Annotated in this window: 20 protein-coding genes and 1 tRNA gene; 4 read left to right on the forward strand and 17 right to left on the reverse strand. The window is 40.0% G+C overall.

Going from position 1 to position 26,399, the window contains the following annotated elements:
- Window positions 1-31: 31 nt before the first annotated feature.
- A complete protein-coding gene (locus WAA20_RS16020; RefSeq protein WP_073390275.1) occupies window positions 32-2,761 on the forward strand; it encodes a transglycosylase domain-containing protein in 2,730 nt (909 codons plus the stop codon).
- Between the two features lie 197 nt (window positions 2,762-2,958).
- Here WAA20_RS16020 and WAA20_RS16025 read toward each other — a convergent pair.
- The 4 genes from WAA20_RS16025 to glmM form a co-directional block, all read right to left on the reverse strand.
- A tRNA-Thr gene (locus WAA20_RS16025) sits at window positions 2,959-3,031 on the reverse strand.
- Between the two features lie 106 nt (window positions 3,032-3,137).
- Window positions 3,138-3,692: a DUF4364 family protein gene (locus WAA20_RS16030; RefSeq protein WP_338801522.1), complete on the reverse strand. Its 555-nt coding sequence runs from the start codon at window positions 3,690-3,692 to the stop codon at window positions 3,138-3,140.
- Between the two features lie 71 nt (window positions 3,693-3,763).
- Entirely contained in the window at window positions 3,764-5,122 is a 1,359-nt protein-coding gene (locus tag WAA20_RS16035; protein WP_073390278.1) for a replication-associated recombination protein A, read from the reverse strand.
- 111 nt (window positions 5,123-5,233) lie between these two features.
- Window positions 5,234-6,622 carry a phosphoglucosamine mutase gene (gene glmM, locus WAA20_RS16040; protein WP_073390280.1) on the reverse strand — a complete coding sequence of 463 codons (1,389 nt, stop codon included), beginning with the start codon at window positions 6,620-6,622 and terminating at the stop codon, window positions 5,234-5,236.
- Between the two features lie 197 nt (window positions 6,623-6,819).
- Here glmM and WAA20_RS16045 point away from each other — a divergent pair, with 197 nt between their 5' ends.
- On the forward strand, window positions 6,820-9,990 hold the full coding sequence (locus WAA20_RS16045; protein WP_073390282.1) for an ATP-binding protein: 3,171 nt from the start codon (window positions 6,820-6,822) through the stop codon (window positions 9,988-9,990).
- Window positions 9,991-10,094: 104 nt separating this feature from the next.
- Entirely contained in the window at window positions 10,095-10,850 is a 756-nt protein-coding gene (locus WAA20_RS16050; protein WP_073390283.1) for a response regulator, read from the forward strand.
- Window positions 10,851-10,907: 57 nt separating this feature from the next.
- On the opposite strand, the gene WAA20_RS16055 is transcribed toward WAA20_RS16050, so the two are convergent.
- The 11 genes from WAA20_RS16055 to WAA20_RS16105 all read right to left on the reverse strand — a co-directional run bounded on the left by WAA20_RS16055 (window position 10,908) and on the right by WAA20_RS16105 (window position 23,104).
- The gene (locus WAA20_RS16055; RefSeq protein WP_073390284.1) at window positions 10,908-11,102 is read right to left on the reverse strand and encodes a DUF4250 domain-containing protein; all 195 of its coding nucleotides are present in this window, start codon (window positions 11,100-11,102) and stop codon (window positions 10,908-10,910) included.
- Between the two features lie 6 nt (window positions 11,103-11,108).
- Entirely contained in the window at window positions 11,109-13,697 is a 2,589-nt protein-coding gene (gene clpB / locus WAA20_RS16060; RefSeq protein WP_073390286.1) for an ATP-dependent chaperone ClpB, read from the reverse strand.
- Window positions 13,698-13,970: 273 nt separating this feature from the next.
- Entirely contained in the window at window positions 13,971-14,264 is a 294-nt protein-coding gene (locus WAA20_RS16065; protein ID WP_073390287.1) for a hypothetical protein, read from the reverse strand.
- Window positions 14,265-14,382: 118 nt separating this feature from the next.
- The gene (gene yihA, locus WAA20_RS16070) at window positions 14,383-14,970 is read right to left on the reverse strand and encodes a ribosome biogenesis GTP-binding protein YihA/YsxC (protein ID WP_073390288.1); all 588 of its coding nucleotides are present in this window, start codon (window positions 14,968-14,970) and stop codon (window positions 14,383-14,385) included.
- 82 nt (window positions 14,971-15,052) lie between these two features.
- Complete coding sequence (clpX, locus tag WAA20_RS16075) at window positions 15,053-16,318, reverse strand: ATP-dependent Clp protease ATP-binding subunit ClpX (protein WP_073390290.1); 1,266 nt, start codon at window positions 16,316-16,318, stop codon at window positions 15,053-15,055.
- A 22-nt stretch (window positions 16,319-16,340) separates the two neighbouring features.
- The gene (gene clpP / locus WAA20_RS16080; RefSeq protein ID WP_073390291.1) at window positions 16,341-16,961 is read right to left on the reverse strand and encodes an ATP-dependent Clp endopeptidase proteolytic subunit ClpP; all 621 of its coding nucleotides are present in this window, start codon (window positions 16,959-16,961) and stop codon (window positions 16,341-16,343) included.
- A gap of 409 nt (window positions 16,962-17,370) precedes the next feature.
- The gene (gene tig, locus WAA20_RS16085) at window positions 17,371-18,837 is read right to left on the reverse strand and encodes a trigger factor (RefSeq protein WP_073390293.1); all 1,467 of its coding nucleotides are present in this window, start codon (window positions 18,835-18,837) and stop codon (window positions 17,371-17,373) included.
- Window positions 18,838-18,913: 76 nt separating this feature from the next.
- Entirely contained in the window at window positions 18,914-19,453 is a 540-nt protein-coding gene (locus WAA20_RS16090) for a CYTH domain-containing protein (RefSeq protein WP_330393681.1), read from the reverse strand.
- 407 nt (window positions 19,454-19,860) lie between these two features.
- On the reverse strand, window positions 19,861-21,390 hold the full coding sequence (gene malQ, locus WAA20_RS16095) for a 4-alpha-glucanotransferase (RefSeq protein WP_073390175.1): 1,530 nt from the start codon (window positions 21,388-21,390) through the stop codon (window positions 19,861-19,863).
- 103 nt (window positions 21,391-21,493) lie between these two features.
- Entirely contained in the window at window positions 21,494-22,444 is a 951-nt protein-coding gene (locus WAA20_RS16100) for a carbohydrate kinase family protein (RefSeq protein WP_073390174.1), read from the reverse strand.
- A 60-nt stretch (window positions 22,445-22,504) separates the two neighbouring features.
- Window positions 22,505-23,104 (reverse strand): TetR/AcrR family transcriptional regulator, encoded by a 600-nt coding sequence (locus WAA20_RS16105; RefSeq protein ID WP_073390172.1) that lies wholly within the window; start codon window positions 23,102-23,104, stop codon window positions 22,505-22,507.
- A 160-nt stretch (window positions 23,105-23,264) separates the two neighbouring features.
- Between WAA20_RS16105 and WAA20_RS16110 the strand changes: the two genes are divergently transcribed.
- Entirely contained in the window at window positions 23,265-23,549 is a 285-nt protein-coding gene (locus WAA20_RS16110) for a hypothetical protein (protein WP_073390170.1), read from the forward strand.
- Between the two features lie 146 nt (window positions 23,550-23,695).
- On the opposite strand, the gene WAA20_RS16115 is transcribed toward WAA20_RS16110, so the two are convergent.
- Both WAA20_RS16115 and guaB read right to left on the reverse strand, forming a co-directional pair.
- Window positions 23,696-24,562 carry a DUF2225 domain-containing protein gene (locus WAA20_RS16115; RefSeq protein ID WP_073390169.1) on the reverse strand — a complete coding sequence of 289 codons (867 nt, stop codon included), beginning with the start codon at window positions 24,560-24,562 and terminating at the stop codon, window positions 23,696-23,698.
- 324 nt (window positions 24,563-24,886) lie between these two features.
- A complete protein-coding gene (gene guaB / locus WAA20_RS16120) occupies window positions 24,887-26,344 on the reverse strand; it encodes an IMP dehydrogenase (RefSeq protein WP_073390167.1) in 1,458 nt (485 codons plus the stop codon).
- Window positions 26,345-26,399: the final 55 nt, after the last annotated feature.

Raw genomic sequence — 26,399 nt, forward strand, 5'->3', positions numbered from 1 at the left:
ATAATAGACTGATAAATTGGAGGCAAATGTTATGAATTATAGTAAAGAAGGCGTCAGAAAGCAAGAAACTGCGCTTCGTAACGGAACTGGTCGATGGGGCAAGAAGTTTGCAACCATGTCATTCAAACTGTTCCTTTTGGCTGTACTTTCTGTAGTTATACTGCTTATAAGCGCCGGAATCGGAGCCTTTCAGGGTATTATTGATTCATCTCCTGATATAAGCAATATCGATGTAACTCCTTCCGGATTCAGTACTTTTGTATATGATTCTGAAGGTAATCAGATTGCCAAGCTCGTATCTACAGACTCAAACCGTATTCCTGTCACACTGGATATGGTACCAAAGGATCTTCAGAATGCATTCGTTGCAATCGAGGATGCCCGTTTTTATGATCATAACGGAATTGATATTCAGGGTATCATTCGTGCAGGATATGTTGCTGCAACATCAGGCTCTTTCTCAGAAGGAGCTTCAACCATCACTCAGCAGCTCATCAAGAACAATGTCTTTACAGGATGGACAGAAGAGGACACACTTGTAGCAAAGTTCAAGCGTAAGATCCAGGAGCAGTACCTCGCGATCCAGCTCGAAAAGACAATGTCCAAGGAAGATATTCTTCTTAACTACATGAATACCATTAACCTTGGTCAGAACACTCTTGGTGTACAGGCAGCTTCTCTTCGTTATTTCAATAAATCAGTAAGTGAGCTGACATTATCTGAATGTGCTGTTATTGCAGGTATCACTCAGAACCCGAGTAAGTTTAACCCGATCACTCACCCTGATAAAAATGCTGAGAGACGTAAAAAAGTTCTCGACAACATGCTTGAATTCGAGTTCATAACCCAGGCTCAGTATGACGAAGCCATGGCGGATGATCCATATTCCAGAATTCAGGTAGTAGATTCAGAAACTGAAGACAATACAGTTAACTCCTACTTCGTTGATGCTCTTACAGATGAAGTACTTAACGCATTAGTAGAAGCAGGCTATACAGAAACTCAGGCATATTCACTTCTTTACAGTGGTGGTCTTAAGATCTATTCAACAATGGATCCTCATATCCAGGGAATATGTGATGAAGTCTTCCAGGATGAATCAAACTTCCCTGCAAATACTAGCTATCTTCTGGATTATGCTCTTACTATAAAGACAGAATCCGGTGAATATGTAAACTACAGCGACGAGATGATGGAGACCTACTTCAAAGAATCCAACAGATCCTTTGACCTGACCTTCTCTTCTACAGAAGCTGCAGAAGAAGCTATCGAACAGTATAAGGCTGCTGTTGTCACTGAGACTGATACTATCATTGATGAAAAATACACTCTTACTCCCCAGCCTCAGGTATCTCTTACGATCGAAGACCAGGCTACAGGATATATCGTAGCTATGGAAGGCGGACGAGGAACCAAGACAGCGAGCAGAACTCTTAACAGAGCAACAGACGTTAAGAGACAGCCAGGTTCAGCATTTAAGGTTCTATCCGCTTATGCTCCTGCTCTTGACAGCGCCGGTTATACACTTGCTACAGTCATCAACGACGCTCCGTTCAACTATACTAACGGAACTCCTGTAAGAAACTGGTACAACGGCTATCGTGGTCTTTCTACATTAAGATCAGGTATCCGCGATTCTATGAACGTTGTAACTGTTAAGCTTATGACACTCATCACTCCTCAGCTTGGTTATGATTATCTTGTAAACAAGTTCCATATCACAACCCTTGTTGAACGTGAAGAGCGTAACGGTAAGGTATTCTCCGATATACAGCAGACACTGTGTCTTGGTGGTATCACTTACGGTGTTAAGAACATTGAGATCAACTCAGCATATGCTACTATCGCAAATGGCGGATACTATATCAAACCTAAGCTTTTTACAAAAATAGTAGACCATGATGGTAATGTCATCATTGATAATACTGCTATCGAAGGTGAGCAGGTTCTTAAAGAAACAACTGCATTCCTTCTTACAAGTGCCATGCAGGACGTTGTAACATCCGGTACAGGTACAGCTGTTAACTTCGGTGGAACAGCCATCGCTGCCAAGACAGGTACTACATCAGATGAAAATGACGTATGGCTCTGCGGATTTACTAACTATTACACAGCTACTTGCTGGGCCGGTTATGACAACAACGAAGATCTTTCTACATCAGAAGAGACACACCTTGCAAAGACTCTTTGGCGTAAGGTAATGTCACAGATTCACGAGGATCTTCCTTCTGCCACCTTCCAGGTGCCTAGCGGAATCACGACAGCAACTGTATGTAAGGATTCAGGACTTCTTCCAACAGCAGGCATTTGCGATGGTAGTCTTGGAACTGAATACTTCGAAGTCGGAACAGTTCCTACAGAGAGCTGTAACGTACATGTATATCAGACAATATGTAATTATTCAGGACTTGCCGCAACTGATCTGTGTCCATTCAAGGTACAGCAGGTTGTAACAGTAGTTCCTGAAGAGCCGGATATATTAAAGCAGTACTCAGCAGGTTCAGCTGGAGAAGCCGGCGTAGTCGATCCTAATGTACTATGTCCACATAATGAAAGCTTCTTTGCCCAGCCTAATGCTCAGGAAATTCTGGTTCAGCAGAATCAGGAAATAATCAACCGGAATGCCGCTGCGGCAGCCGGAACGGATTCAAATGCAGTTCCGGATCCTAATGCAACTCCTGATCCAAATGCACAACCGCCGGCAGACACGACTCCGCCTGATGCAGCACCGCCTTCAGACGATCAGCAAAATGGCGGCTGATAAGATCTCTGAATCGAGATCAAACTTCACATTATGACTATTTAAGGGTCGGTACCAATTTCGGTACCGACCCTTTTTATATAAAACATTCGTACTCACATCTCGAGAGAAAAATTCTCATATCTTATCAGTATATTTAAGTAAAACAAAAAACTCTCAAAGTCATGACACATCTGACTTTGAGAGTCTATATAAAAAGCTGCTGACGGGAATCGAACCCGTGACCTCCGCACTACCAATGCGACGCACTACCGACTGTGCTACAACAGCCTGGCATATCTGCAAAAGCGGATAAATCCTTATCTTTCGCAAGCCACGAATGTTATTATACTAGTTACCAAATGCCTTGTCAAACCTAATTTACAAAGTATCTGAATCATGGTTGATCCGTTTTAGAATCCGAATCATTTAAAAGCTGATCTGCAATATATGAATATATTTCCGTGCTCTTGTCATGCCATTTGGCACAGACCTGATCTGCCATACTTTCAGTAGGGACAGTTATCTGGATATTTATAAGATCCTCTCCCATTTCCTTTGCAATAAGTCTTGCCACATACTGACCATCTGAACGCTTGTTATAATCAGCAAGAAGAGATGATTCATTGCGAAGCTTTATCTTATTTTCCTTAAGATAAGCATCTATCTGAAGGCGGATCTCAGGATTCATCTGACCTATAAAGAAGTGCAAAGCCTCTTCTCCTGCTTCTGTAAGCTCTAAGAAGGTCCTGTTGCGCTCCTTACGTTCATTTATAAGCTTCTGTTCACTGAGTTCTCCAAAAGCCTCCTGAAGGGTCATAAAGGTAGTGTATTCATTTCCAAGTATAAAGTCATAAAGCTGGGACTTGGAAAGCTCTACATCAGACCTTTTAAGCATGTACAGAACTATTATTTTATAAAGTGTTAAATACTGAGATGCCAAGTGTATCAATCTCCTAAAGATATATTAGATCTTTGCTATTTTTCTTTTAGTTATTATTCTTTACTATGTTCTGTTTTAGTCTATTCTTCGCTACTCTGCTCTTCTTTAAGACGCTTTTCTTCTGCTGCCTTAAGAGCCCTCATATGATCTCTTATCTTGAGTTCATACCCGTTACCTGAAGGTGAATAGAACTCCTTCCCATTAAGCTCGTACGGAAGATACTGCTGCTTAACATAATGGTTTGGATAGTTGTGAGCATACTGATATCCAACGCCGTGGCCAAGCTTTGATGCAGACTTATAATGAGCATCCTGAAGGTGGGTAGGTATCTGAAGATTTCCGCTTCCTTCAACTTCCTTCATAGCATCGTCAATGGCGCATATAGCAGCATTACTCTTTGGTGCTGTTGCAAGATAGCTTGCTGCCTGCGAAAGTGTAATCCTTCCTTCAGGCATTCCAAGCCTTTCTACAGCAAGGCTTGCTGCAACTGCAACCTGCAGTGCCTGAGGATCTGCATTACCTATATCTTCAGATGCAAGCACCATCATACGCCTTGCAATGAACTTGGGATCTTCTCCTGCACTTATCATCCTTGCAAGATAGTAAACCGCTGCATCAGGATCAGAACCTCTGACACTCTTGATAAAAGCAGAAATCGTATCATAGTGATTATCGCCATCCTTATCGTAACGAGCGACCTTTTTCTGGATACATTCTCTTGCAACGTCAAGTGTGATGTGAATCTTACCATCTTCACTTCTTTCAGTTGTCATAATGCCAAGCTCGACAGCATTAAGAGCATGTCTTGCATCGCCGTCAGCCATATCAGACAAAAACTCTACCGCATCATCATCTATCACTGCATCAAAAGAGCCCATGCCCTTTTCTTTATCATATACAGCACGATTTATTAAAACTGCCACATCCTCTTTGGACAAGGGCTTAAGTTCAAATATGACTGACCTTGACAGCAAAGCCCCATTAACTTCAAAGTATGGATTTTCTGTAGTAGCACCAATAAGGATCACAGTCCCGTCTTCTACAAATGGAAGGAGGTAATCCTGCTGCCCCTTATTAAAGCGGTGTATCTCATCTATAAAAAGAATAGTCTTCTTTTGATACATGCCAAGGTTATCTTTGGCTTTGCTTACAACATCTTCCATATCCTTCTTGCCGGCTATGGTAGCATTGATCTGCATAAACTCAGCCTTTGTTGTATTAGCAATAACTTTGGCAAGAGTCGTCTTACCGGTTCCGGGTGGTCCGTACAAGATGATGGACCTTATCTTGTCAGCCTTTATCGCACGATATAAAAGTTTGTCACGTCCTATTATGTGTTGCTGCCCTACAACCTCATCAAGGCTTGTTGGACGCATACGAGCTGCAAGAGGTGACTCAGTGGCTGCAGCCTTCTTACTTGCATATTCAAACAAATCCATGTGGTAACCCCATGCATATCTACAAATAAGAGACTAATACCTGAAAAAAGCTTTCAAATATTAGTCTTTTATATATTTATATAACCTTATGTTTCTTTATAGTACTTTATATTATTTTGCAGCGAAGCCTTTTTCCTTAATAACGCGGATAACAGATTCTACATAATTTCTGCAAGTCTCTTTATCTTCTGCTTCTACCATAACTCTGACAACAGGCTCTGTACCTGACTCACGAACAAGGATTCTTCCTGTGTTGCCAAGTTCATCTGCTACAGCATTAACCTTAGCTACAACGTCAGGATCATTCTGAGCTGCAGTCTTATCTGTTACACGGATATTCTCAAGTACCTGAGGATAGATTGTAAGAGGAGAGCAAAGCTCTGACATCTTCTTCTTTCTTGCAAGCATAACTTCCATCATCTTGATGGATGTCATGATACCATCACCTGTTGTAGCATACTTGCTGAAGATGATATGTCCGGACTGCTCACCGCCTATTACGCAGTTGTTCTCTGTCATGTACTCATATACATACTTATCACCAACTGCAGTCTTAGCGTAATCTATACCTGCTTCATCAAACGCCTTGTAAAGTCCGAAGTTAGACATAACAGTTGTAACAACTGTGTTGTTAACAAGTTCGCCCTTATCCTTCATGTATTTGCCGTAAACATAGAGAATGTGGTCTCCGTTTACAACATTACCTTTTTCGTCAACGCAAAGACATCTGTCTGCATCACCGTCATAAGCAAAACCAATATCAAGACCCTTTTCTACAACGAATTTCTGAAGTCCTTCAATGTGTGTAGAACCTGCATTGTTATTGATGTTAGTTCCGTTAGGCTCATCATTGATAACATAAGTTGTAGCACCAAGAGCATCAAATACGCTCTTAGCAATGTTCCAGGATGCGCCGTTAGCACAGTCAAGACCAACCTTCATTCCCTTGAAAGAATAAAGTCCAAGAGAAATAAGGTATCCTACGTAGCGATTTCTTCCTGATACATAGTCAACTGTACATCCGATGGAATCCTTTGTGGCAAAAGGAATTGAATCCCACTTTTTACCAAATGCAGTAAGATTACCATCGATGTAATCTTCTACAAGTCCGATAGTCTTCTCGTCCATCTTCTCGCCATTACCGTTTAAAAGCTTTATACCATTATCATAAAATGGATTGTGGCTGGCAGTGATCATAACACCGCAGTCAAACTCATCTACTCTAGTTACATAGGCAACTGAAGGAGTAGTTGTTACATGAAGAAGGTAAGCATCTGCACCAGATGCTACAAGGCCTCCCACAAGGCTATACTCAAACATATAGCTTGAACGTCTTGTATCCTTGCCGATAACAACTCTTGGAGCTGATGTATCTCCCTTCTGGCGCTTAAGCTCGCCATAATACCAGCCAAGGAAACGACCTACTGTATATGCATGATCTGCTGTAAGTCCTACATTAGCTTCTCCTCTGAAACCATCTGTACCAAAATATCTGCCCATTTTTATGAACATCCTTTCTCGATTTACAAAACAATTTTTTGAACCCGTAGGTTCACATAAGACTAAATCTCACCTAGCGATTATACCACACCCTAACATTTTTTGCCGCTTTTTGGTTTTTTAACCGCAAGTCTATTTTTTATGTCTAAAAATGCCGATAAATTATCTGATTCCTTAATAATTTTATTGGAGTGTATATGTCGAACAGAAGGTTGCTGATTTTTGACATAACAGGTAATTTCACCAGGCAGAAAATTCTGAAGATATTTATCAGTTTTCTTTGCTATATTTGTGCTACGATCATTTCCATCTGTATTGTTGACTCAGGAATCCCGGTGCGAATCGGCAATGTATCCTTTGAATTCACTTTCAAGGATATCCCACTTATCCTCATGACCGGTTTTCATGGTTATTTCTGGGGAATACTCCTTGTCTATACTATTTTTATTTATAAATCTTTATCAGATGCAAGATACCTTTACATGATGTTCATCTTTACAGCAACTGTCTTTGCCATAGGCTATATGTCATCTCACAGATGGTTTTTAAAAAGACGTTTTGCTCTTGTTGGTGCGCTTATTATTGCATTTAACCTGGGACCCTTATGGTGGTTTTTGGTATGCAGGATAAGGAATATAGAGATTGTCCGTCCAATGTCTGAGACTTATGCTCTTTATATGATAGGGGCACTGCCTGAAGCTCTTCTTTCTTTTGCCCTGCTTCATCAAATATTTAAATATCTTCCTGATAACCTGAAATCCAAGATTCCTTATGGCGTCTACTATGCAAATACAGATTATCAGACTATCCAGAAATCAGTACTTAGTACAAGGCTTACAACGCTTATAGCCATAGACTGTATCATTTTCAGTATAGGTGCCGCCTTTGCTTCCGCCTTTCTGATTCCGTCCATATCTTCCGATGTAATCGTCCCATCAGATAAATCGGGCGAAGTTTCGGGCATTCTGGATGTACTTGATTTCAGCGCAGACAATGGGCTTTATGAACTTAACGAAGAAAATGAAACCGTAGTATATACAGAAGGCGCAACTTTCAATCTGTCCAAAGTTCTCCTCACAAGCACTTACAACACCTTTGTATATAACAGAAACGGAATCGCCTATAACATAAGGCTTATCATGTTCATCATGAATATAGCCATTCCTGCAGGTATTTTCACCAACTTTTTTTCTCAAAAAAGAATTGCCGCGCCTATTGTACGACTAACTAAGGCTACATCTGACTTTGTTGATGATTCCTATGACAATGAGGTCATAAGCTCCGACTCGGATTCTGTCATCCACAGCTCTTTTGATCTTGATGTTGTAGACAAGGTCAAAGCTATCCATGACCTTAACATTGATACCGGAAATGAGGTTGAAGATCTCTACCACAGTATTGAAAAGACTACAGACTATCTGGTCAACTATGTCCAGTCCATGAGAAAAGAGCAAAAGCTTATGGAAGATCTGCGAGTTGCAACGCAGGCTAATGCTGCCAAAAACTCCTTCCTTTCAAACATGTCTCATGAGCTTCGCACTCCTATCAATGTCATCCTTGGCATGGATGAAATGATCCTGCGTGAATACGATAAAGATGAAAATCTGACCCTGTATGCACTTAGTATACAGTCATCAGGCAGAACTCTTCTTTCTCTGGTAAATGATATCCTTGATTTTTCAAAGATCGAAGCAGGTAAGATGGAGATCATCCCTATTGAATATGATATAGGCTCACTTATCGTTGATCTTTACAATATGATATCCATCAGGGCTCAGGAAAAGCATCTTGATCTGATCATCCATGTTAATCCCAACATACCTCACCTTCTCTACGGTGATGATATCAGGATCAAGCAGTGCATCCTTAACATTCTTACTAATGCGGTCAAGTACACCAACAAAGGTAGTGTCACTTTCTCTTTAGATTATGAAGAAGCCGGCGGCGACAACATTTATCTAAAGGTAAAAATTGAAGATACCGGAATAGGCATGAAGGAAGATGATCTTGACCGTCTTTATACTCCGTTTGAACGCATAGACGAAGTAAGGAATCGTACAGTAGAAGGTACAGGTCTTGGAATAAGCATCGTTCAAAACCTCCTTCAAATGATGGATTCTCATATGGATGTAAAGAGCGAATATGGAAAAGGAAGCGAATTCTCTTTTGCCATAAAGCAGAGAGTCATTTCGGAAGAGCCTGTGGGTGATATATCCCAGTCCTTCAGAAAGAGCATGTCGTCCCACAAGAAATACCGCACTTCATTCCACGCTCCTGATGCAAAGATCCTGGTTGTTGATGATACAGCCATGAACCTTACAGTTGTTGTAGGTCTTCTAAAAGATACACAGCTGACAGTTGATACTGCTGTTTCCGGTGCCCAGTGTCTTGAAATGGTAACTCAGACGGCATATGACATCATTTTCATCGATCACAGAATGCCTGAAATGGACGGAATAGAAACCCTTCACAGACTTAAGAACATGGGTCCCAAGAATCTGTCCTTTAATGCTCCATGCATAGCCCTTACAGCAAATGCCATAGCAGGAGCCAGAGAGGAATATCTTGAAGCAGGATTCTCAGATTATCTTTCCAAGCCTGTAGACAGCGTCAAGCTAGAAAAGATGCTCATTGATTATCTGCCAAAAGAATCTGTACATATGTTTGGCACTCCTGAATACGCAGCAGATATCAGCGACATTCGTAAGAACCCTGTCAAGACAACTGAGATCAATGAAGGAGACCACATCGTAATCTGCGGCAAAAAATATCTTCAGAAGGATCTAAAGAGCCTTGGAGATTCTGCAGGTATAAATATTGATGTTGCACTGCAGAACTGCGGAAGTCCTGAGATACTCCAAAAAGTCTTAAAGGATTTCTATTCGTCGATAGCTGAAAAAGGTAAGCTCATAGAAGAATATGCCAAAAACGGTGACTACGAAAACTATACTATTCAGGTACACTCACTTAAGAGTTCTTCAAGACTTATAGGCGCTCTCAAACTATCAAAAGATGCAGAATATCTTGAAAAATGCGGAGATGACAAAAACGTCGAAGAGATAGAGGCTAAAACACCTCTCCTTCTGGCTCTGTTCCATGGCTACAGGGAAAAGCTCGCACCTATGATGTTTGAAGAAAATGCCCCAGATGATGCTCTTCCTGAAATATCAGAAAGTGAGCTTGAAGAATACAAATCAGGTATAAGAGAGCTAGTTGAAGCTTTTGATTTTGACAGTGCTGATGCAGCTATCGCTGAACTGTATGAAAACTACAGTATTCCTGAATCTTCTAAGGAGCTACTGGACAAAGTTCGTTCAATGCTTGCTTCAGTTAACAGAGACGGAATTCTTAATATTTTGCAAAAATAGCAAAATAACAAATATATACTATCTAAATATGGTATTATTAATTATATCTTCAATAGTATTTTTATATTGAGACTAATGTGCCCTATCTGAAAGGATACTCTTCCATGGAAAAGAAGGCGATTCTTATTGGTGATTCCAAAAAGTTCATGGTTAAAGCAGTTGTTAAAGGGCTTGAAGCAGAAGGTTATGAAGTAATTGGCATCAATCCTGAGACAAGTTTGATCAAGGCAACATCAGGCCGCTCTCCACTATACGTCATGTATCTTGAAGAGCCTGTTCCTGCTGACATTATGGAAGCCTTGCGCGAACTTATAGATACAGAGCATATTAAGCTATTCCTTATCGGCAATATCAATGAATTCAATGCTGCATTTGAAATAATCCCGGAAGCCAAGATAACCCGAAAGTTCGAACGTCCTCTAAACGTCAAGATGCTTGCAAGTGCCATGAACGAACTTGTAGAACACTCTCTTCTTGATCCTGATTCTGATAAGAAAAAGATCCTTGTGGTAGATGATGACGGTGTAATGCTCAGAACCATAAAAGAATGGCTTTCTATCAAATACGAAGTTTACATTGCCAATTCCGGAATGAATGCCATTACCTTCCTTGCAACCAATCAGGTAGATCTTATACTTCTTGATTACATGATGCCTGTTGTATCAGGCCCTCAGGTTTTTGCAATGCTTCGTAATGACCCTATGACCAAAAACATTCCTGTTATGTTCCTTACAGCCAAGAGCGATAAAACATCAGTACTAAAAGTGGCCGCACTTAAACCCGAGAAATATCTTCTCAAGTCCATGCCGCCACCAGAACTTGTACATAATATTGATGAATTTTTTGAAGGAAGGAGATAACTCCTTCCTTCTTTTGGGGAATGTACGTAATACCTTTAATACAAACTATTCAGATCATTAAATAAACTGATTTCTTGAACTGTTGTAATCAAAACCTGCGCTTTTTAATCTTTCAACAAGCTCTTTAAGTTCACTTTCACTTATGTCAAGATCATCTGCAAGAACTTCCAAAGATGAATACTTGTCTCTAAGTTTCATGTTCATAAAGGACATGAGCATAACGGGATCTTTAGGGATATTTTCAAGTGACATACTATCTTATACCTTTCCTGCTTCTGCGGTCAGATGACCGTCTTCAGCATCAAATGTGATAACGTCCTTAGGTCTTACCTTATCTTCAAGTATAAGCTTTGCTGACATAGTTTCAACATACTTTTGAATATATCTCTTAAGAGGTCTTGCACCATAGCTTGGATCATAGGCTTCATCTGCTATAAGCTTTTTGGCAGCATCTGATAGTCTAATGCTTATCTCTCTTTCTTCAAGTCTCTTATTAAGATCATCTACGATAAGATCGACTATACCGTTTATATTGTCCTTAGTAAGTGGTCTGAACATGATGATCTCATCAAGTCTGTTAAGAAACTCAGGTCTAAAGTGCATTCGAAGCTCGTTCATAACTTCACTTTGCGCATTCTCTTCTATCGTACCATCATCTCTGATACCCTCTAAAAGGCTCTGTGCGCCAAGGTTTGATGTCATGATAAGAATAGTATTCTTAAAGTCTACAGTTCGTCCCTGGGAATCTGTAACGCGGCCATCGTCGAGTATCTGAAGCATTACATTAAATACGTCAGGATGAGCCTTTTCTATCTCATCAAACAAAACTACAGAGAAAGGCTTTCTGCGAACTGCCTCGGTAAGCTGACCGCCTTCTTCATATCCAACATATCCGGGAGGTGCTCCAATAAGTCTTGATACTGAGTATTTCTCCATATACTCACTCATATCAATTCTTACGATGTTGTTCTCATCATCAAAAAGTGATGCCGCAAGTGACTTGGCAAGCTCTGTCTTACCTACACCAGTAGGTCCAAGGAAAAGAAACGAACCAATAGGCTTGGTTGGATCCTTGATGCCAGCTTTCGATCTCATTATAGCTTCCGAAACCTTGGTAACAGCTTCGTCCTGTCCTATTACTCTCTTATGCAGTTCATCAGCAAGATGAAGAGTCTTACTTCTCTCACTTTCAGAAAGCTTTGAAACAGGAATTCCTGTCCACTTTGATACAATGCGGGCTATCTCATCTTCGGAAACGCCGCTGCTTACAAGTGAATCATCCTTCTCCTGTTCTTTCTGTTCTGCCGCTTCAAGTTCACTCTCAAGTGCCGGAAGCTGTCCATACTGAAGCTCTGCAGCTTTAGCAAAATCTCCGTTTCTCTTTGCAATCTCCATTTCAGATTTTACATTATTGATCTTTTCACGAAGATTAGAAAGGTGATCAGCAAGATTTCTGTCGTTTTCCCATTTTGACTTCAAGATTGACAACTTGTCATTAAGCTCTGCCAGCTCCTTTTTGATATTCTCAAGACGCTCTTTGGAAAGTGAATCATTCTCTTTTTCAAGAGCGGTCTTCTCTATCTGAAGCTGAGTCTCCTTACGTGTCATCTCATCCATCTCAGCAGGCATGGTATCCTTCTCTGTCTTAACAAGCGCGCAGGCTTCATCTACAAGATCGATAGCCTTATCAGGAAGAAATCTGTCTGATATATACCGATTAGATAGTATTGCCGCACTGACAAGAGCATTATCCATGATCTTAACACCGTGGAAATCCTCGTAACGCTCCTTAATACCTCTTAGTATACTAATTGTATCCTCCACTGTCGGCTCATTAACCATTACCGGCTGGAAACGTCTTTCAAGAGCAGCATCCTTCTCTATATACTGACGATATTCATTAAGCGTTGTCGCACCTATGCAGTGAAGTTCTCCTCTTGCAAGCATGGGCTTAAGCATATTGCCAGCATCAAGGGCGCCGTCAGTCTTACCTGCGCCAACGATCGTATGAAGCTCATCGATAAAGAGAATGATCTCTCCGTCAGACTTGGCAACATCTTCAAGGACAGCCTTAAGCCTTTCTTCAAATTCGCCTCTGTACTTAGCTCCCGCAACAAGTGCTCCCATATCAAGGGAAAAGATCTTCTTGTTAAGAAGCGAATTAGGTACATCACCATTTGCTATACGTCTGGCAAGAGCTTCTACAACAGCAGTCTTACCAACGCCAGGCTCACCAATAAGCACCGGATTATTCTTGGTCTTACGTGACAGGATCTGGATAACAGTTCTTATCTCAGAATCTCTTCCGATTACAGGATCAAGTTTCTGGTTTCTTGCCTTTTCAACAAGCTCTTCTCCATACTTTGCAAGAGTATCGTAAGTGGCTTCAGGATTATCTGAATCAACTGTTCTGTTACCTCTTACTTCTGATAATGCTTTGAGAAAAGATTCCCTTGTTATACCAAATTCCTTGAACAGCTCTTTGATTTCCTTATTGGGAGATTTGAGCATAGCTAAAAACAGATGCTCAACAGAAACATAGGAATCTCCCATAGACTTGGCAGCATTTTCACTGTTTATAAGAACCTTATTAAGGTATTCTCCAATATAAGGCTTTCCGCCCTGAACCTTAGGGCGCTTCTGCAAAGCTCTCTCAACTCTTCCTATAAAGGTCTGAAGGTCGATTCCCATCTTCTCTATAAGATTAGCTATAAGGCTGTCTTCAATAGTCAGAAGAGAATACAAAAGGTGCTCCTGCTCTATCTCAAGATTGCCATATTCACTTGCAACATTATCGCAGTTATTTACTGCTTCAAGAGACTTTTGCGTAAATTTCTGGATATTCATAACTTCTCCCTTCGAGCATTTAATAAAAACATGCTCCGGTGTACATATTTACAAAACTTTTTACACAAATACCATAATAACTCTTAAGTGTTATTTGTTCTATATCAACTATAACACCATCAAAACTATAGTCAATAAAATAAATATAAAAAAATCGGAAACACTTTCATGCTTCCGATCTTTGATCAAAATATATAAAGTTCAATAAAACAACTAAATCAAGCTTATTTCGATTTATATAACAAACCTATAGCAAATAAATTAACGCCCAAGTCATTCCTCGATCATCTCGTATCTGTCAAATATCTTATCATGTCCGCACAGATGCTTGGTTCCGTCATCATCTACTATTACATAGTCATTCTCGCAAACGAATGTGCGGCCTCTTCTGTGATTGATATAAGGGCATACGATAAGACCATTATCCCTTGTTACTTTTACCAGATTGTCCGTCACAAACCAGCCCTTGGTAACCACCTCTGAATAGGGCTCAAAACCATCTTCATAGCCTTTTCCAAGTTCATATTTATAGACCGTTGATTTAATAGGGGTTCTGATACATCTCATAAATGTTTCCTTTCTCCCTGGACAAAATAAGGAAAATCCGATAACAAATCACAAAAACAATAAAATTCATAAAAATAGTCTGTTTCTATAATTATATTATCGGATTAATTATTTAAATCTACAGTCTTTCATTTATGATGTCGTATATCTCTTCTCTTCCCTTTTTGGTAACAGCTGAATATGGGATCAGAAGCTCATCTGCAGGCATGTTAAGTGTCTGACGTATGAGCTTTATTGCCTTGGGAAGCTGTGATTTATTGAGCTTATCCGCCTTGGTAGCAATAATGATAGGCTCAAATCCCTGATGAACGATCCATTCATACATCTGGATATCATTGGCTGAAGGCTCATGTCTTATATCTATCAAAAGAAATACATTCTTAAGAACGCGGGATGTATGAAGATAGTTCTCTATCATCTTGCCCCACTTTTCAACTTCGCCCTTGGCTCTCTTTGCGTAACCATAGCCCGGAAGATCGACCAGATAAAATTCACTGTTTACATGATAAAAGTTGATAGTCTGTGTCTTTCCAGGCTCTGAACTTGTACGTGCAAGATTCTTGCGGTTCATAAGTCCGTTTATAAGAGATGACTTACCAACATTACTCTTACCAGCAAAAGCAAACTCAGGCTGAGTATTATTTGGAAGCTTACTTGTAATACCACAGACTATTTCAAGTTCAGCATTTTTTATCTTAAATTCCATGTTTAACCGTCCTTACTATAAATGTGTGGTTATCCTCAAAACAGGCAGGAGCTTATTACTCCTGCCTGTATCATCAGTCATTTTATTTTGCAGTCTTAAGTCTCTTCTGGTCTTTATAAACAAGAAGCGGCTGGCTTTCGCCTTCAACTGCAGCCTTAGTGACAATGCACTCTTCTACATTTTCATCTGATGGAATCTTGTACATTACATCCATCATAGCCTTTTCCATAATGGAACGAAGACCACGGGCACCGGTAGCTCTTTCATGAGCCATAGATGCGATCTTCATGATGGCATCATCTTCAAATGTAAGCTGTACATCATCAAGTCCGAAAAGCTTCTGATACTGCTTAACCAGAGCGTTTCTAGGCTCCTTGAGGATACGTACCAGAGACTCTTCTGTAAGTCCTTCAAGAGTTACTGTGATCGGAACACGACCTACGAACTCAGGAATAAGACCGAACTTTACAAGATCCTGAGGTGTTACATGCTCAAGCACCTGACCGATCTCACGTTCTGACTTATCAAGGATCTCAGCATTGAATCCGATTGACTTATGATCGATTCTGGCTTCAATGATCTTCTCAAGTCCATCAAAAGCACCACCACAAATAAAGAGGATGTTGCTTGTATCGATCTGAATTACTTCCTGATGAGGATGCTTACGTCCGCCCTGAGGAGGAACGCTTGCAACTGTACCTTCTATGATCTTAAGAAGTGCCTGCTGAACGCCTTCACCTGATACATCTCTGGTGATAGATACATTCTCGCCCTTCTTACTGATCTTGTCTATCTCATCAATGTAGATAATACCGTACTGAGCACGCTCAATATCATAATCAGCTGCCTGGATCAGTTTGAGAAGAATATTCTCAACATCTTCTCCGACATAACCAGCCTCAGTAAGAGTTGTAGCATCAGCAATTGCAAAAGGTACATTTATGATCTTTGCAAGTGTCTGTGCAAGATATGTCTTACCAGAACCGGTAGGTCCGATCATGCAGATATTACTCTTTTGAAGTTCTACATCATCAACAGAATTTCTGGGGCTTGTGACCCTCTTATAGTGGTTGTATACGGATACAGCAAGAACCTTCTTGGCATCTTCCTGACCGATAACATACTCATCAAGGAATTCTTTGATCTCAACAGGCTTTAAGAGATTGATATTATGATCAATAGCCTCTTCAGGTTCCTCTTCAAATTCCTCTTCAATTATATCTGAGCATATCTCAACGCACTCATCACAAATATATACACCTGCAGGTCCAGCTATAAGCTTCTTGACCTGGTCCTGTGTCTTATTGCAAAAAGAGCATCTGATTTCTCCGGAAATTTTACCTGCCATTCTTACTCCTTATAAGTTAGAATTATTTTTTATCTTTCTTGTCCTTATCTTCACCAGACTGTGATCTTGCTGTAACAACAGAATCGATAAGACCAAACTTAAGTGCTTCTTCAGCAGTCATCCAGTTATCACGCTCAGTTGCAGCTGCAACTTCTTCGAATGGTCTGCCTGTATTCTCTGCCATGATCCTGTTCATCTTCTCACGAGTCTTTAAGATGTGCTTAGCAGCGATCTCAATCTCTGTAGCCTGACCCTGAGTTCCGCCAAGTGGCTGGTGGATCATGATCTCTGCGTTAGGAAGTGCAAGACGCTTGCCCTTAGCACCGCCTGCAAGAAGGAATGCACCCATACTTGCTGCCATACCTATGCAGATAGTAGATACATCACACTTGATGTACTGCATTGTGTCATAAATAGCCATACCGGATGTGATCTCACCACCGGGGCTATTGATATAAAGATGAATATCCTTAGAAGGATCTTCTGCTTCAAGGAATAAGAGCTGTGCTACAATTACGCTTGCAGATGTAGCATTTACTTCTTCACCAAGGAAGATAATACGATCTTCAAGCAAACGTGAATATATATCATATGAACGTTCTCCACGGCTTGTCTGTTCAATGACATAAGGAATTAAACTCATTTTTAATTGTCCTCCAATCTTTTAATGTCGGATAGTTATAAATCATTGTAATAAACAGCATTACAATATAAGTTTACGCTTTCCCAGGGGGTAAATCAATGAAATAACTATAAAATCGTAATAATCGAAACCTATAACTGACGATAAAAAACATAGACAGTTACTGCTTTTTCGATTTACGCAAGTAGCATAAAGCCAATAAATATATCGACAGTTTGTAACTACAACTTTACCTTAATATCGATCGTTTTTCTTGCTTTTCGTGCAGATGGGATCTCATCAAAAGATAAAACCACAGATACAAAATCACCTCCATAAGCAGATTTATTTAATACAGAAGTCTACTTATGGAGGATAATCTTATGTTTAAATATATTTTACGTTATAAAACTCAAAAGAAATCAAAGAATTATTCTTCTGTCTTCTTTGTTGTCTTTCTTGTTCTCTTTGGCTTCTCTTCTGTAGCAGCTTCAGCATCATCAGCCTTCTTTGTTGTTTTTCTTGTTCTCTTTGGCTTTTCTTCTGTAGCAGCTTCAGCATCATCAGCATCATCAGCCTTCTCAGCAGCTTTCTTTGTTGTCTTTCTTGCAGCAGACTCTTTAGCGTTCTCAACGATGAACTCTGCAGCCTTAGAAACAGCAAGGTCCTCACGAAGAGTCTTAAGCTGGCTCTCACCAAGGATTTCCTTAACCTTCTCAACTTCCATCTGATACTGATCAGCCATCTTCTGAAGCTCAGCATTAACTTCGTCATCAGAAACTTCGATGTTCTCAGCCTTAGCAACTTCCTCAAGAACAAGACGGCTCTTGATTCTCTCTTCAGCCTGAGGTCTTACCTGCTCAAGCATCTTCTCAGCTGTTGTACCTGTGTACTGGAGATACTGCTCCATTGTGAGACCCTGATACTGCATTCTCTGAGCAAAATCGTTAACGATCTGTCTCTGCTGAGTCTCAACCATAGCTTCAGGAAGCTCGATCTCTGAATCATCGATAAGAGCCTTTACAGCCTCGTCTTCCTTCTTAGCCTTAGCTTCAGCATTCTTTCTATCTTCAAGTTTCTTCTTAACACTTTCCTTGTACTCAGCAAGTGTCTCGAACTCAGAAACGTTTGATGCGAACTCATCGTTTAATTCAGGAAGCTGTTTCTCTTTGATGCCCTTTACTGTGCATTTGAATACAGCAGCCTTACCTGCAAGTGACTTCTCCTGATACTCTTCAGGGAAAGTAACGTTAACTTCAACTTCCTTGCCGATCTCAGCGCCAACGAGCTGATCTTCGAAACCAGGAATGAATGAACCTGAACCTATTGTAAGAGGATAATCTGTTCCCTTACCACCTTCGAAAGCCTTGTCATCAACAAATCCTTCGAAATCAAGTGTAATCTGGTCGTCCATCTTTACAGCGCGATCTGTAACATCAACAACTCTTGCGTTCTTGTTAAGCTCAGCCTTGATCTCTGCATCGATATCAGCGTCTGTAACTTCTGTATCCTGCTTAGAAACCTTGATTCCCTTGTACTTTCCAAGGCCAACCGGTGGCTTAAGAGCAACTTCTGCTGTGAAGATGAAAGGCTTACCAGACTCGATCTGAACTACCTCGATCTTAGGGTTAGATACGATTGACTCGCCGCACTCATCAGCAGCCTTAGGATACTCATTGTTGATAAGCTCGTTAGCAGCATCTTCATAGAAAACACCTACGCCGTACATACGCTCGATCATCTTACGAGGAGCTTTACCCTTACGGAATCCAGGAAGCTGGATCTTGTTTTTATCCTTATTATAAGCATTCTGAATAGCCTTCTCGAGTTCTTCTGCAGGAACTTCGATAGTAAGCTTCGCCATGCTCTTCTCTAATTTTTCTACCTGTACGCTCATTTTATGAAAAAATCCTCCTTAAAAATATGTGCATAATAAACATAAACACAGCCATTTACGAATTATATCATATGTGTCAAGTTTTTTCCACAACAAATTTATCAAGTGTTGTAAGCTGAGCATTGCTGTATTCTTTCTGCCCTGTGACCTCTTTTTCAAACCAGGATGCAGGATGATAATTGTCCGAAGCTTCAAGAGACGGAAATTCAACTTCTGCTATGATAAGACCCTCAAAAAATCCTTCAAATACGTCAAGCTCTATCTTTATCTTTCCATCTTCAAGAGCCCTGGCATCATCAGCATGCATTTCAAGATACTCTTTAGTAAAGGCATCTTCATTAATAGGAACAAGATATCTTTTTTTGGTGATGATATTACCATCCGCCTTCTTAAGCATATGCTTATAAGAAGCTTCATCAAGCTCCATATTGTATTCTTCTTTGGCAACTACTCCGGCTGCCCCCTTATAGGTCATATAATAATGATCATCTTCCTGCCTTACCCTTATAGCAGGATGTACATTAAGATATCCCTGTTCAATAAGATGATACTCATATTTTCCAAGATCATCCGGTAAGTTTTTTACTGTATACTTTTTTTCAATTTCCATACCCATAATAAGTTCACCTTCTAAATATTAAAGACTCCTACTCTCAAAAACCGCTCTCAAGATCTTTTCAGTCAAGTAGAAAACAAACAAAAAATTCACAGACAGGATAAATTATATTGCTTTTTATCATGCCTGTGAACCTTATATTAACTCATACCTTCTATTTTTTTAATATATGCAAATTCAGCATATATCTTTTACCCTTAAACGATCTGTTATCAGATGAGGTAGGTGTCAAAAGTTCCTTTTGACACCTTATGACTAACGGATTGTTCCGTTTCTTCGAAACTCTCACAATCCTAAAACATTCGCAAATCCGCACTACGTGCTACTTTGCTCATGTTTTGAGGGTCATAAATTCATATTCGATTTCGAGCAAGCTCGAATCGAAATGACTTTTGACCCTTACGTCATCAGATTCTTCCATAAAGCTTTGTCATATCATACATGCGCTTTGCAAGTTCCCCTGTGCATGCCTTTTCATCCATTCTCCACTCCCAGTTACCGCCAAGTGTTGAAGGGATATTGATCCTTGCACTGTCATCAAGGTTCAGATAATCCTGCATAGGAATGATACATGTATCAGCAACTGATGCCATTGCACTTCTTATGAATATCCATGCAATGTCTTTTCTTGTATGAATATCAAGATACTTCTTGGCAAAAGCTCTGTCCTTGGAATTGCATGTTTCAAACCAGCCTCTTGTTGTCTCATTATCATGAGTTCCTGTATAAACGATACAGTTATGAGGATAGTTGTGAGGAAGGTAATCACTTTCCTCTCTAGAATCAAATGCAAACTGAAGTACCTTCATTCCAGGGAAGCCTGTTCTCTGAACAAGCTTAAGTACTGATGGTGTAAGGAATCCAAGATCCTCTGCGATAACTCTTAAACTGTCACCGAATTTGTCTTTCATAGTCTTGAAAAGATCGTATCCGGGTCCCTTCTCCCAATGTCCGAACTCAGCTGTAGGATCTCCGTAAGGAATTGAATAGTATTCATCAAAGCCTCTGAAGTGGTCGATTCTAACTACATCATACAGCTCAAAGCAGTGACTGATTCTCTTCATCCACCACTCATAGCCTGTCTTCTTGTGGTAAGGCCAGTTGTAAAGAGGATTACCCCAAAGCTGTCCTGTTGCGCTGAAAGAATCCGGAGGACATCCTGCAACTCCAAGCGGAACATTGTCCTTATCAAACTGGAAGAGTTCCGGATTAGCCCAAGTATCTGCACTGTCATATGCAACGTAGATCGGGATATCTCCTATTATCTCAACATCGCATTCATGAGCATATTCCTTAACATCTGCCCACTGAATAGCAAACTCAAACTGAAGGAAACGATAGAAATTTATCTCATCGTCATATTTATCCATGCACTTTTCTAAAGTAGCCTTATCTCTTAAGCGCTCATTATCAGGCCACTTGCTAAAGCTCTGACCATCATGAACATTTTTGAGTGCCATGAAAAGAGCATAATCATCAAGCCACCATGCATTCTTTTTAATGAATGCTGCGAACTGCTTTACATATGAAGGATCTGCGTTCTTTGAACTCTTTGCTGAAAGGCCGCTGTTTCTATATGCCTTCTCAAGAACCTTAAAGCGTCCTTTATATAACTTCTCATAATCAACTTTAGAAGCATCTTTACCAAAATCAAACCCTTTGATGTCTTCTTTGGTCAGGAATCCTTTTTCTATAAGAGTATCTATATCAATAAAATATGGATTTCCTGCAAATGTAGAAAAAGACTGGTATGGTGAATCTCCATAGCTTGTAGGACCAAGCGGAAGAATCTGCCAGTAGCTCTGACCGGCTTTGCTCAGAAAATCAATAAACTTTTTAGCTTCTTTTCCAAAGGTACCAATACCGTATGGTGAAGGAATACTTGAAACCGGAAGCAGCACTCCGCTTCTTCTTACTTTAACAGTCTCTTTAGACATTTTATGCCCCCTTGATCAATAATTTACATTCTTCTTGGAAAACGTTTTCTAAAATAATATATCACCATACAAAAGCAATTGCAATTATCTTTTTATCCCCATATCAGTTTTCGGGGATATCAATGCCATAAATATCAGTAATAGACTGCGTTTTCCATATAAGATCACGCCACTGCTCAACCTGTTCCGGAGTAAGGAAGCCTTCACAGGTTCTCATAAATCCTGTCTTATAGGATGCATATAAAAGTCCGTTCTTTATAGCATTAACACTGTCTTTAGTTTCAAGGTAGTAGTGAATAAAAGCAGAAATGAGTGCATTACCTGCACCAAGTGAATTGACAACTTCGTTTGTCTTGACTGAATTATAATGAAGCTTAATGTGACAATCCCTGTCATAAAGAATAAGGCCGGTCTTGCCCTGACCAAGAATGATTATCTCAGGATCAAAACGTCTTGCAAAATCATCGATAAATTCATATGGATCGCCTTCTACGTTATCATCACTTAAATAGATAATGTCAGAGTTTTGCAAAAAGTCCAGATTATACTTCTCTTTTTCCTTAGAATAAGCGCGCATATTAAGCGCAATCTTCTTGCCGGCAGAAAGAGCATAATGAACAAATGGTCTACAGAAATTCGCATTAGAAACAAGAAGACAATCAGCTTCTGCCATGATCGGTCTGACCATGGACATGTCATACTTAGCTTCTCTGACATCTTTCAGATCCTGGAAAATAAGCTGATGCTGATCATCATCAAAGAATATGATCTCGGAAGGAGTGGCTTTTATAACAGGGAGTATATAATCAGTATTAATATGGACTTTGAAATCAGGCGGATTAAATACTTCTACATTCTGATCCTGCCCGACAACAGACATAAAATAAACTGTATCGCCAAGTGTAGTAAGAGCAAAGGCTTCATTCATAGAATCTCCGCCACCTCCAACATGAACCGGCGCATCATGCAGCTGTTTTTCAACATCAAATGGAATTTTGTCCACCTTAATGACTGTTTCAAACTGAGTTATACCTGCTATGACAATTTTACTCATGGCCGCTCCTTTCACCACAGATGGTTTTCGGATAATAGTCTCACTATTAACTTTTCGGCATTAAATGTATGTAAGTTTAGCCATCATCTCAAAATAATGAGATACCTGCTGAACATATATTCCGGCATCCATCATTTCTTTGAACATTAGTCTTCTCTGGACATTGTTCCTTGTAAAATGAAGCATATCCTCTATGGCTTTAATATCTACATCCGGATTAATATGTACAAGATCTGCATTCCCTGTCGCAGCAGCATATACATCACGACATTTCTTTCTGCCTTCTTCCGGATCAAACGTATCAGGATCTGTTTCTGTCTCTGCAGATTCCAAAAAGGCTATCATATATGGATACTGTTCCATGATAGATTCCTCGGAAGCAAGGATCTGGCGCCAGATCGTAAAATAATCAGTCTCCGTTGCAGATACATTACTCCTTATTTCGAGCTGCAGAAAACGAATACTATAATCATGAAGAAAGCGGTATAATTCCTGCTTAGTACCAAAATAGTGGAAAAGAAGTCCTTTGCTTATTCCTGCTTCCTTTACTATTACATCTGTACTCCCATTCTTATAACCATTCAAAGCAAATATCTTAAGTGCCCCATTTAGTATTCTGTCCTGTTTCTCTTTTTTCAGGTCAAAAAACTTATCGTCCATGCCTTCTCTCTCCCAAAAATATTAATTATATAACCATTATGCCACAAATCTGTTAATTTGGTAGGATATTTCCTCTTTTCGATTCGCTCAAAATGTATTAAAATAAAATCACGTGTAGAAATTAGTTAATGTGCCGGATGGCACAGGAAGGTGGCTTACAATGTCTAAATCACACGGTTTCGGTAAGTTTGTTATGTTTTGTGCTGCGACAGCTGCAGCCGCTGCAGGTATTTACTATTACCTCAACAAGAAGAACAGTGAATTCGATGATGATCTCGAAGATGATGATTTTGATGATTTCGATGATTTTGATGATGCCGATATTGATGACAGCTCATCAGATGAACGCGGATATGTCAACCTTGATCGTGCTTCCAGTGAAGCCGCTAAAGAAGAAAAGGATGACGATTCAGAAACAGAAGAATTCTTCGATGATGAGAAATAATACTCCTACCTGCATGGAACCAGTTTTCTAAGTATAGAAATCTGGTTCACAACTTAAACACAGAGACCAAAAAGGCATCCGCGAAAGCGGATGCCTTTTATATTATTTGTATTTAATTAAAACTTATACTATTGAATACTTTTTATTTATCCCTTCTGCTTTTCTTCGATCATATCCTTAAGGTCACGTGCCTTTTCTTTAGTATGATTACTTGCGGATCTGGACACAAGAATCTCTCCGATAAGTTTAAGAGACTGTGAATATTCTTCATTTTCCATATAAAGAGCTGCAAGAAGATAATCAAGTGTAATGGTATTCATACCTGCAATAGGGAATGACTCACTTTGCTTTGCAGTTACAAAGCCGTCAAGAGCATTCTTTAAAAGCTCTTTTTCTTCTCCCTGCATTTCCTTTTGACGCTCTTCACTATAATGAGGAAGAGCCATCGTTACAGGATCTCTAAGCATCTGTCTTATAAGCCATGCATACCTAAGGCACAGATATGCCTTCTCTGATGCTTTGGCGTCCTTAACGATAGCATTGGCAAGAGCAAGCTGATAACGCTCAAGAGCATCATCATAAGTATAAATTTCATATTTGTTCTTAATAGGCTTATAGTTCATGCAGATCTTTTCACGGACAGCATCCTTCTGCCTCTTGGTTATAGATTCAAAGTATCTGGCAAGGGCTGCATATCCGCAGGATGGGCATGCAACTATATCATATTTGATCTCATCCATAAGATCATAGATAGGATGAAGATCTATTTCCTGCTCCTTAACATGAACCTTACCGGTTCTGACTGTAAGCGAAGTAAAGCTTGTCTCGCAAACAGGACAATCGTATTTCTTTTCAAAAACAAGTGTTTTTTCCTCAGGAAGCTCCTGACCAACAGATACTGTCTTGGGCTTTTCTTTTGGTTCTTCCTCGACCTTGGTTTCTTCTTTGTCGAAGATCTTCTCACTCTTAAGGTTACCTAGACCAAATTTCTCAAGTCCTGAAAGTAATGACATAGTCGTACACTCCTTTAACTGAGTTTGAATGAACTCTGGAACGAAACGATATAGATAATACCGATTCGCGTTTACCCGCTCCTCTTCTACTAGTATATTTCGCCATATATGTCAATTAACTTTATACCTGTGCATACTTTTATTAATGATAACATGTTTGAAATGATATGAAAATAGTTATCGGTATTGTAAATATATACCAAAACTAGAATTTTCCCTCAAAATAAAGATATCTAAAGAAAACCTGGAAAAAAGTTACAAAAAAGATGCCACAGCATTAGTTGCCATGGCATCTTAAAATAATTCTACCTATTTTCTTAATGATCAATTATCATCTACTGAATAGTTAGGAGCTTCCTTGGTGATATGAATATCATGTGGATGGCTCTCACGAAGTGCTGCAGATGTGATCTTAACAAACTGAGCATTCTCCTGAAGCTCTTTTATCGTATTGCATCCGCAATAGCCCATACCTGAACGAAGACCACCGATAAGCTGGAATACTGTATCTTCAAGCATTCCCTTGTAAGCAACACGTCCTTCAACACCTTCAGGAACAAGCTTCTTGGCGCCTTCCTGGAAGTAACGGTCTTTAGAGCCGTTCTCCATAGCTGCGATAGAACCCATTCCTCTGTAAACCTTATATTTACGACCCTGGAAAAGTTCTGTTGCGCCTGGAGCTTCATCACATCCTGCAAACATTGAACCCATCATTACTACGCTACCACCTGCTGCGATAGCTTTTGTGATATCACCTGAGAACTTGATACCACCATCAGCGATGATCGGAACTCCATACTCTTTTGCTACTGAATAGCATTCCATAACTGCAGTAACCTGAGGAACACCGATACCTGCTACAACTCGTGTTGTACAGATAGATCCGGGTCCGATACCAACCTTAACTGCATCAGCTCCTGCTTCAATAAGATCTCTTGTAGCTTTAGCTGTTGCAACGTTACCTGCGATAACATCAAGATCAGGGAATCTCTCCTTGATCATGCGAAGACAGTTAAGAACGTTTTCTGAATGACCATGGGCTGAGTCAAGAACTACAACGTCAACTTTAGCGTCAACAAGAGCCTGAACTCTGTCAAGAACGTTAGCTGTGATACCAACGCCGGCGCCGCATACAAGTCTTCCCTGACTGTCTTTTGCAGCAAGAGGATACTTAACTGCTTTCTCAATATCTTTGATAGTGATAAGACCTACAAGGTTGAAGTTCTCATCAACAAGAGGAAGCTTCTCTTTCTTGGACTGTCCAAGAATCTTCTTAGCTTCTTCAAGAGTTGTTCCAGCCGGAGCTGTAACAAGATTTTCAGAAGTCATAACTTCCTTGATCTTACGGCTGTAATCTGTTTCGAACTTAAGGTCACGGTTTGTGATGATACCAACAAGCTTCTTGCCTTCTGTGATCGGAACACCTGAGATCTTGAACTTAGCCATAAGTGAATCTGCATCTGCAAGTGTATGTTCCGGAGAAAGTGAGAACGGATCAGTAATTACACCGTTTTCAGATCTTTTAACCTTATCAACTTCTTCAGCCTGCTGTTCGATTGACATGTTCTTGTGGATGATACCGATACCACCCTGACGAGCCATAGCGATCGCCATATCATGTTCTGTAACAGTATCCATACCAGCACTCATCATAGGGATGTTGAGATGGATTTTTTTAGTAAGCTGTGTTCCAAGCTGAACCTGATTTGGGATGACCTGAGAGTACTGAGGTACGAGTAATACGTCATCAAAAGTAATTCCTTCACCGATAATTTTGCCCATTTTTTTCTCCTAATTCATATATATTAACTTTTATTGTTACCTATATTAAGAACGA

The organism is Butyrivibrio fibrisolvens, assembly GCF_037113525.1.
In the GTDB taxonomy this organism is placed as follows: domain Bacteria; phylum Bacillota; class Clostridia; order Lachnospirales; family Lachnospiraceae; genus Butyrivibrio; species Butyrivibrio fibrisolvens.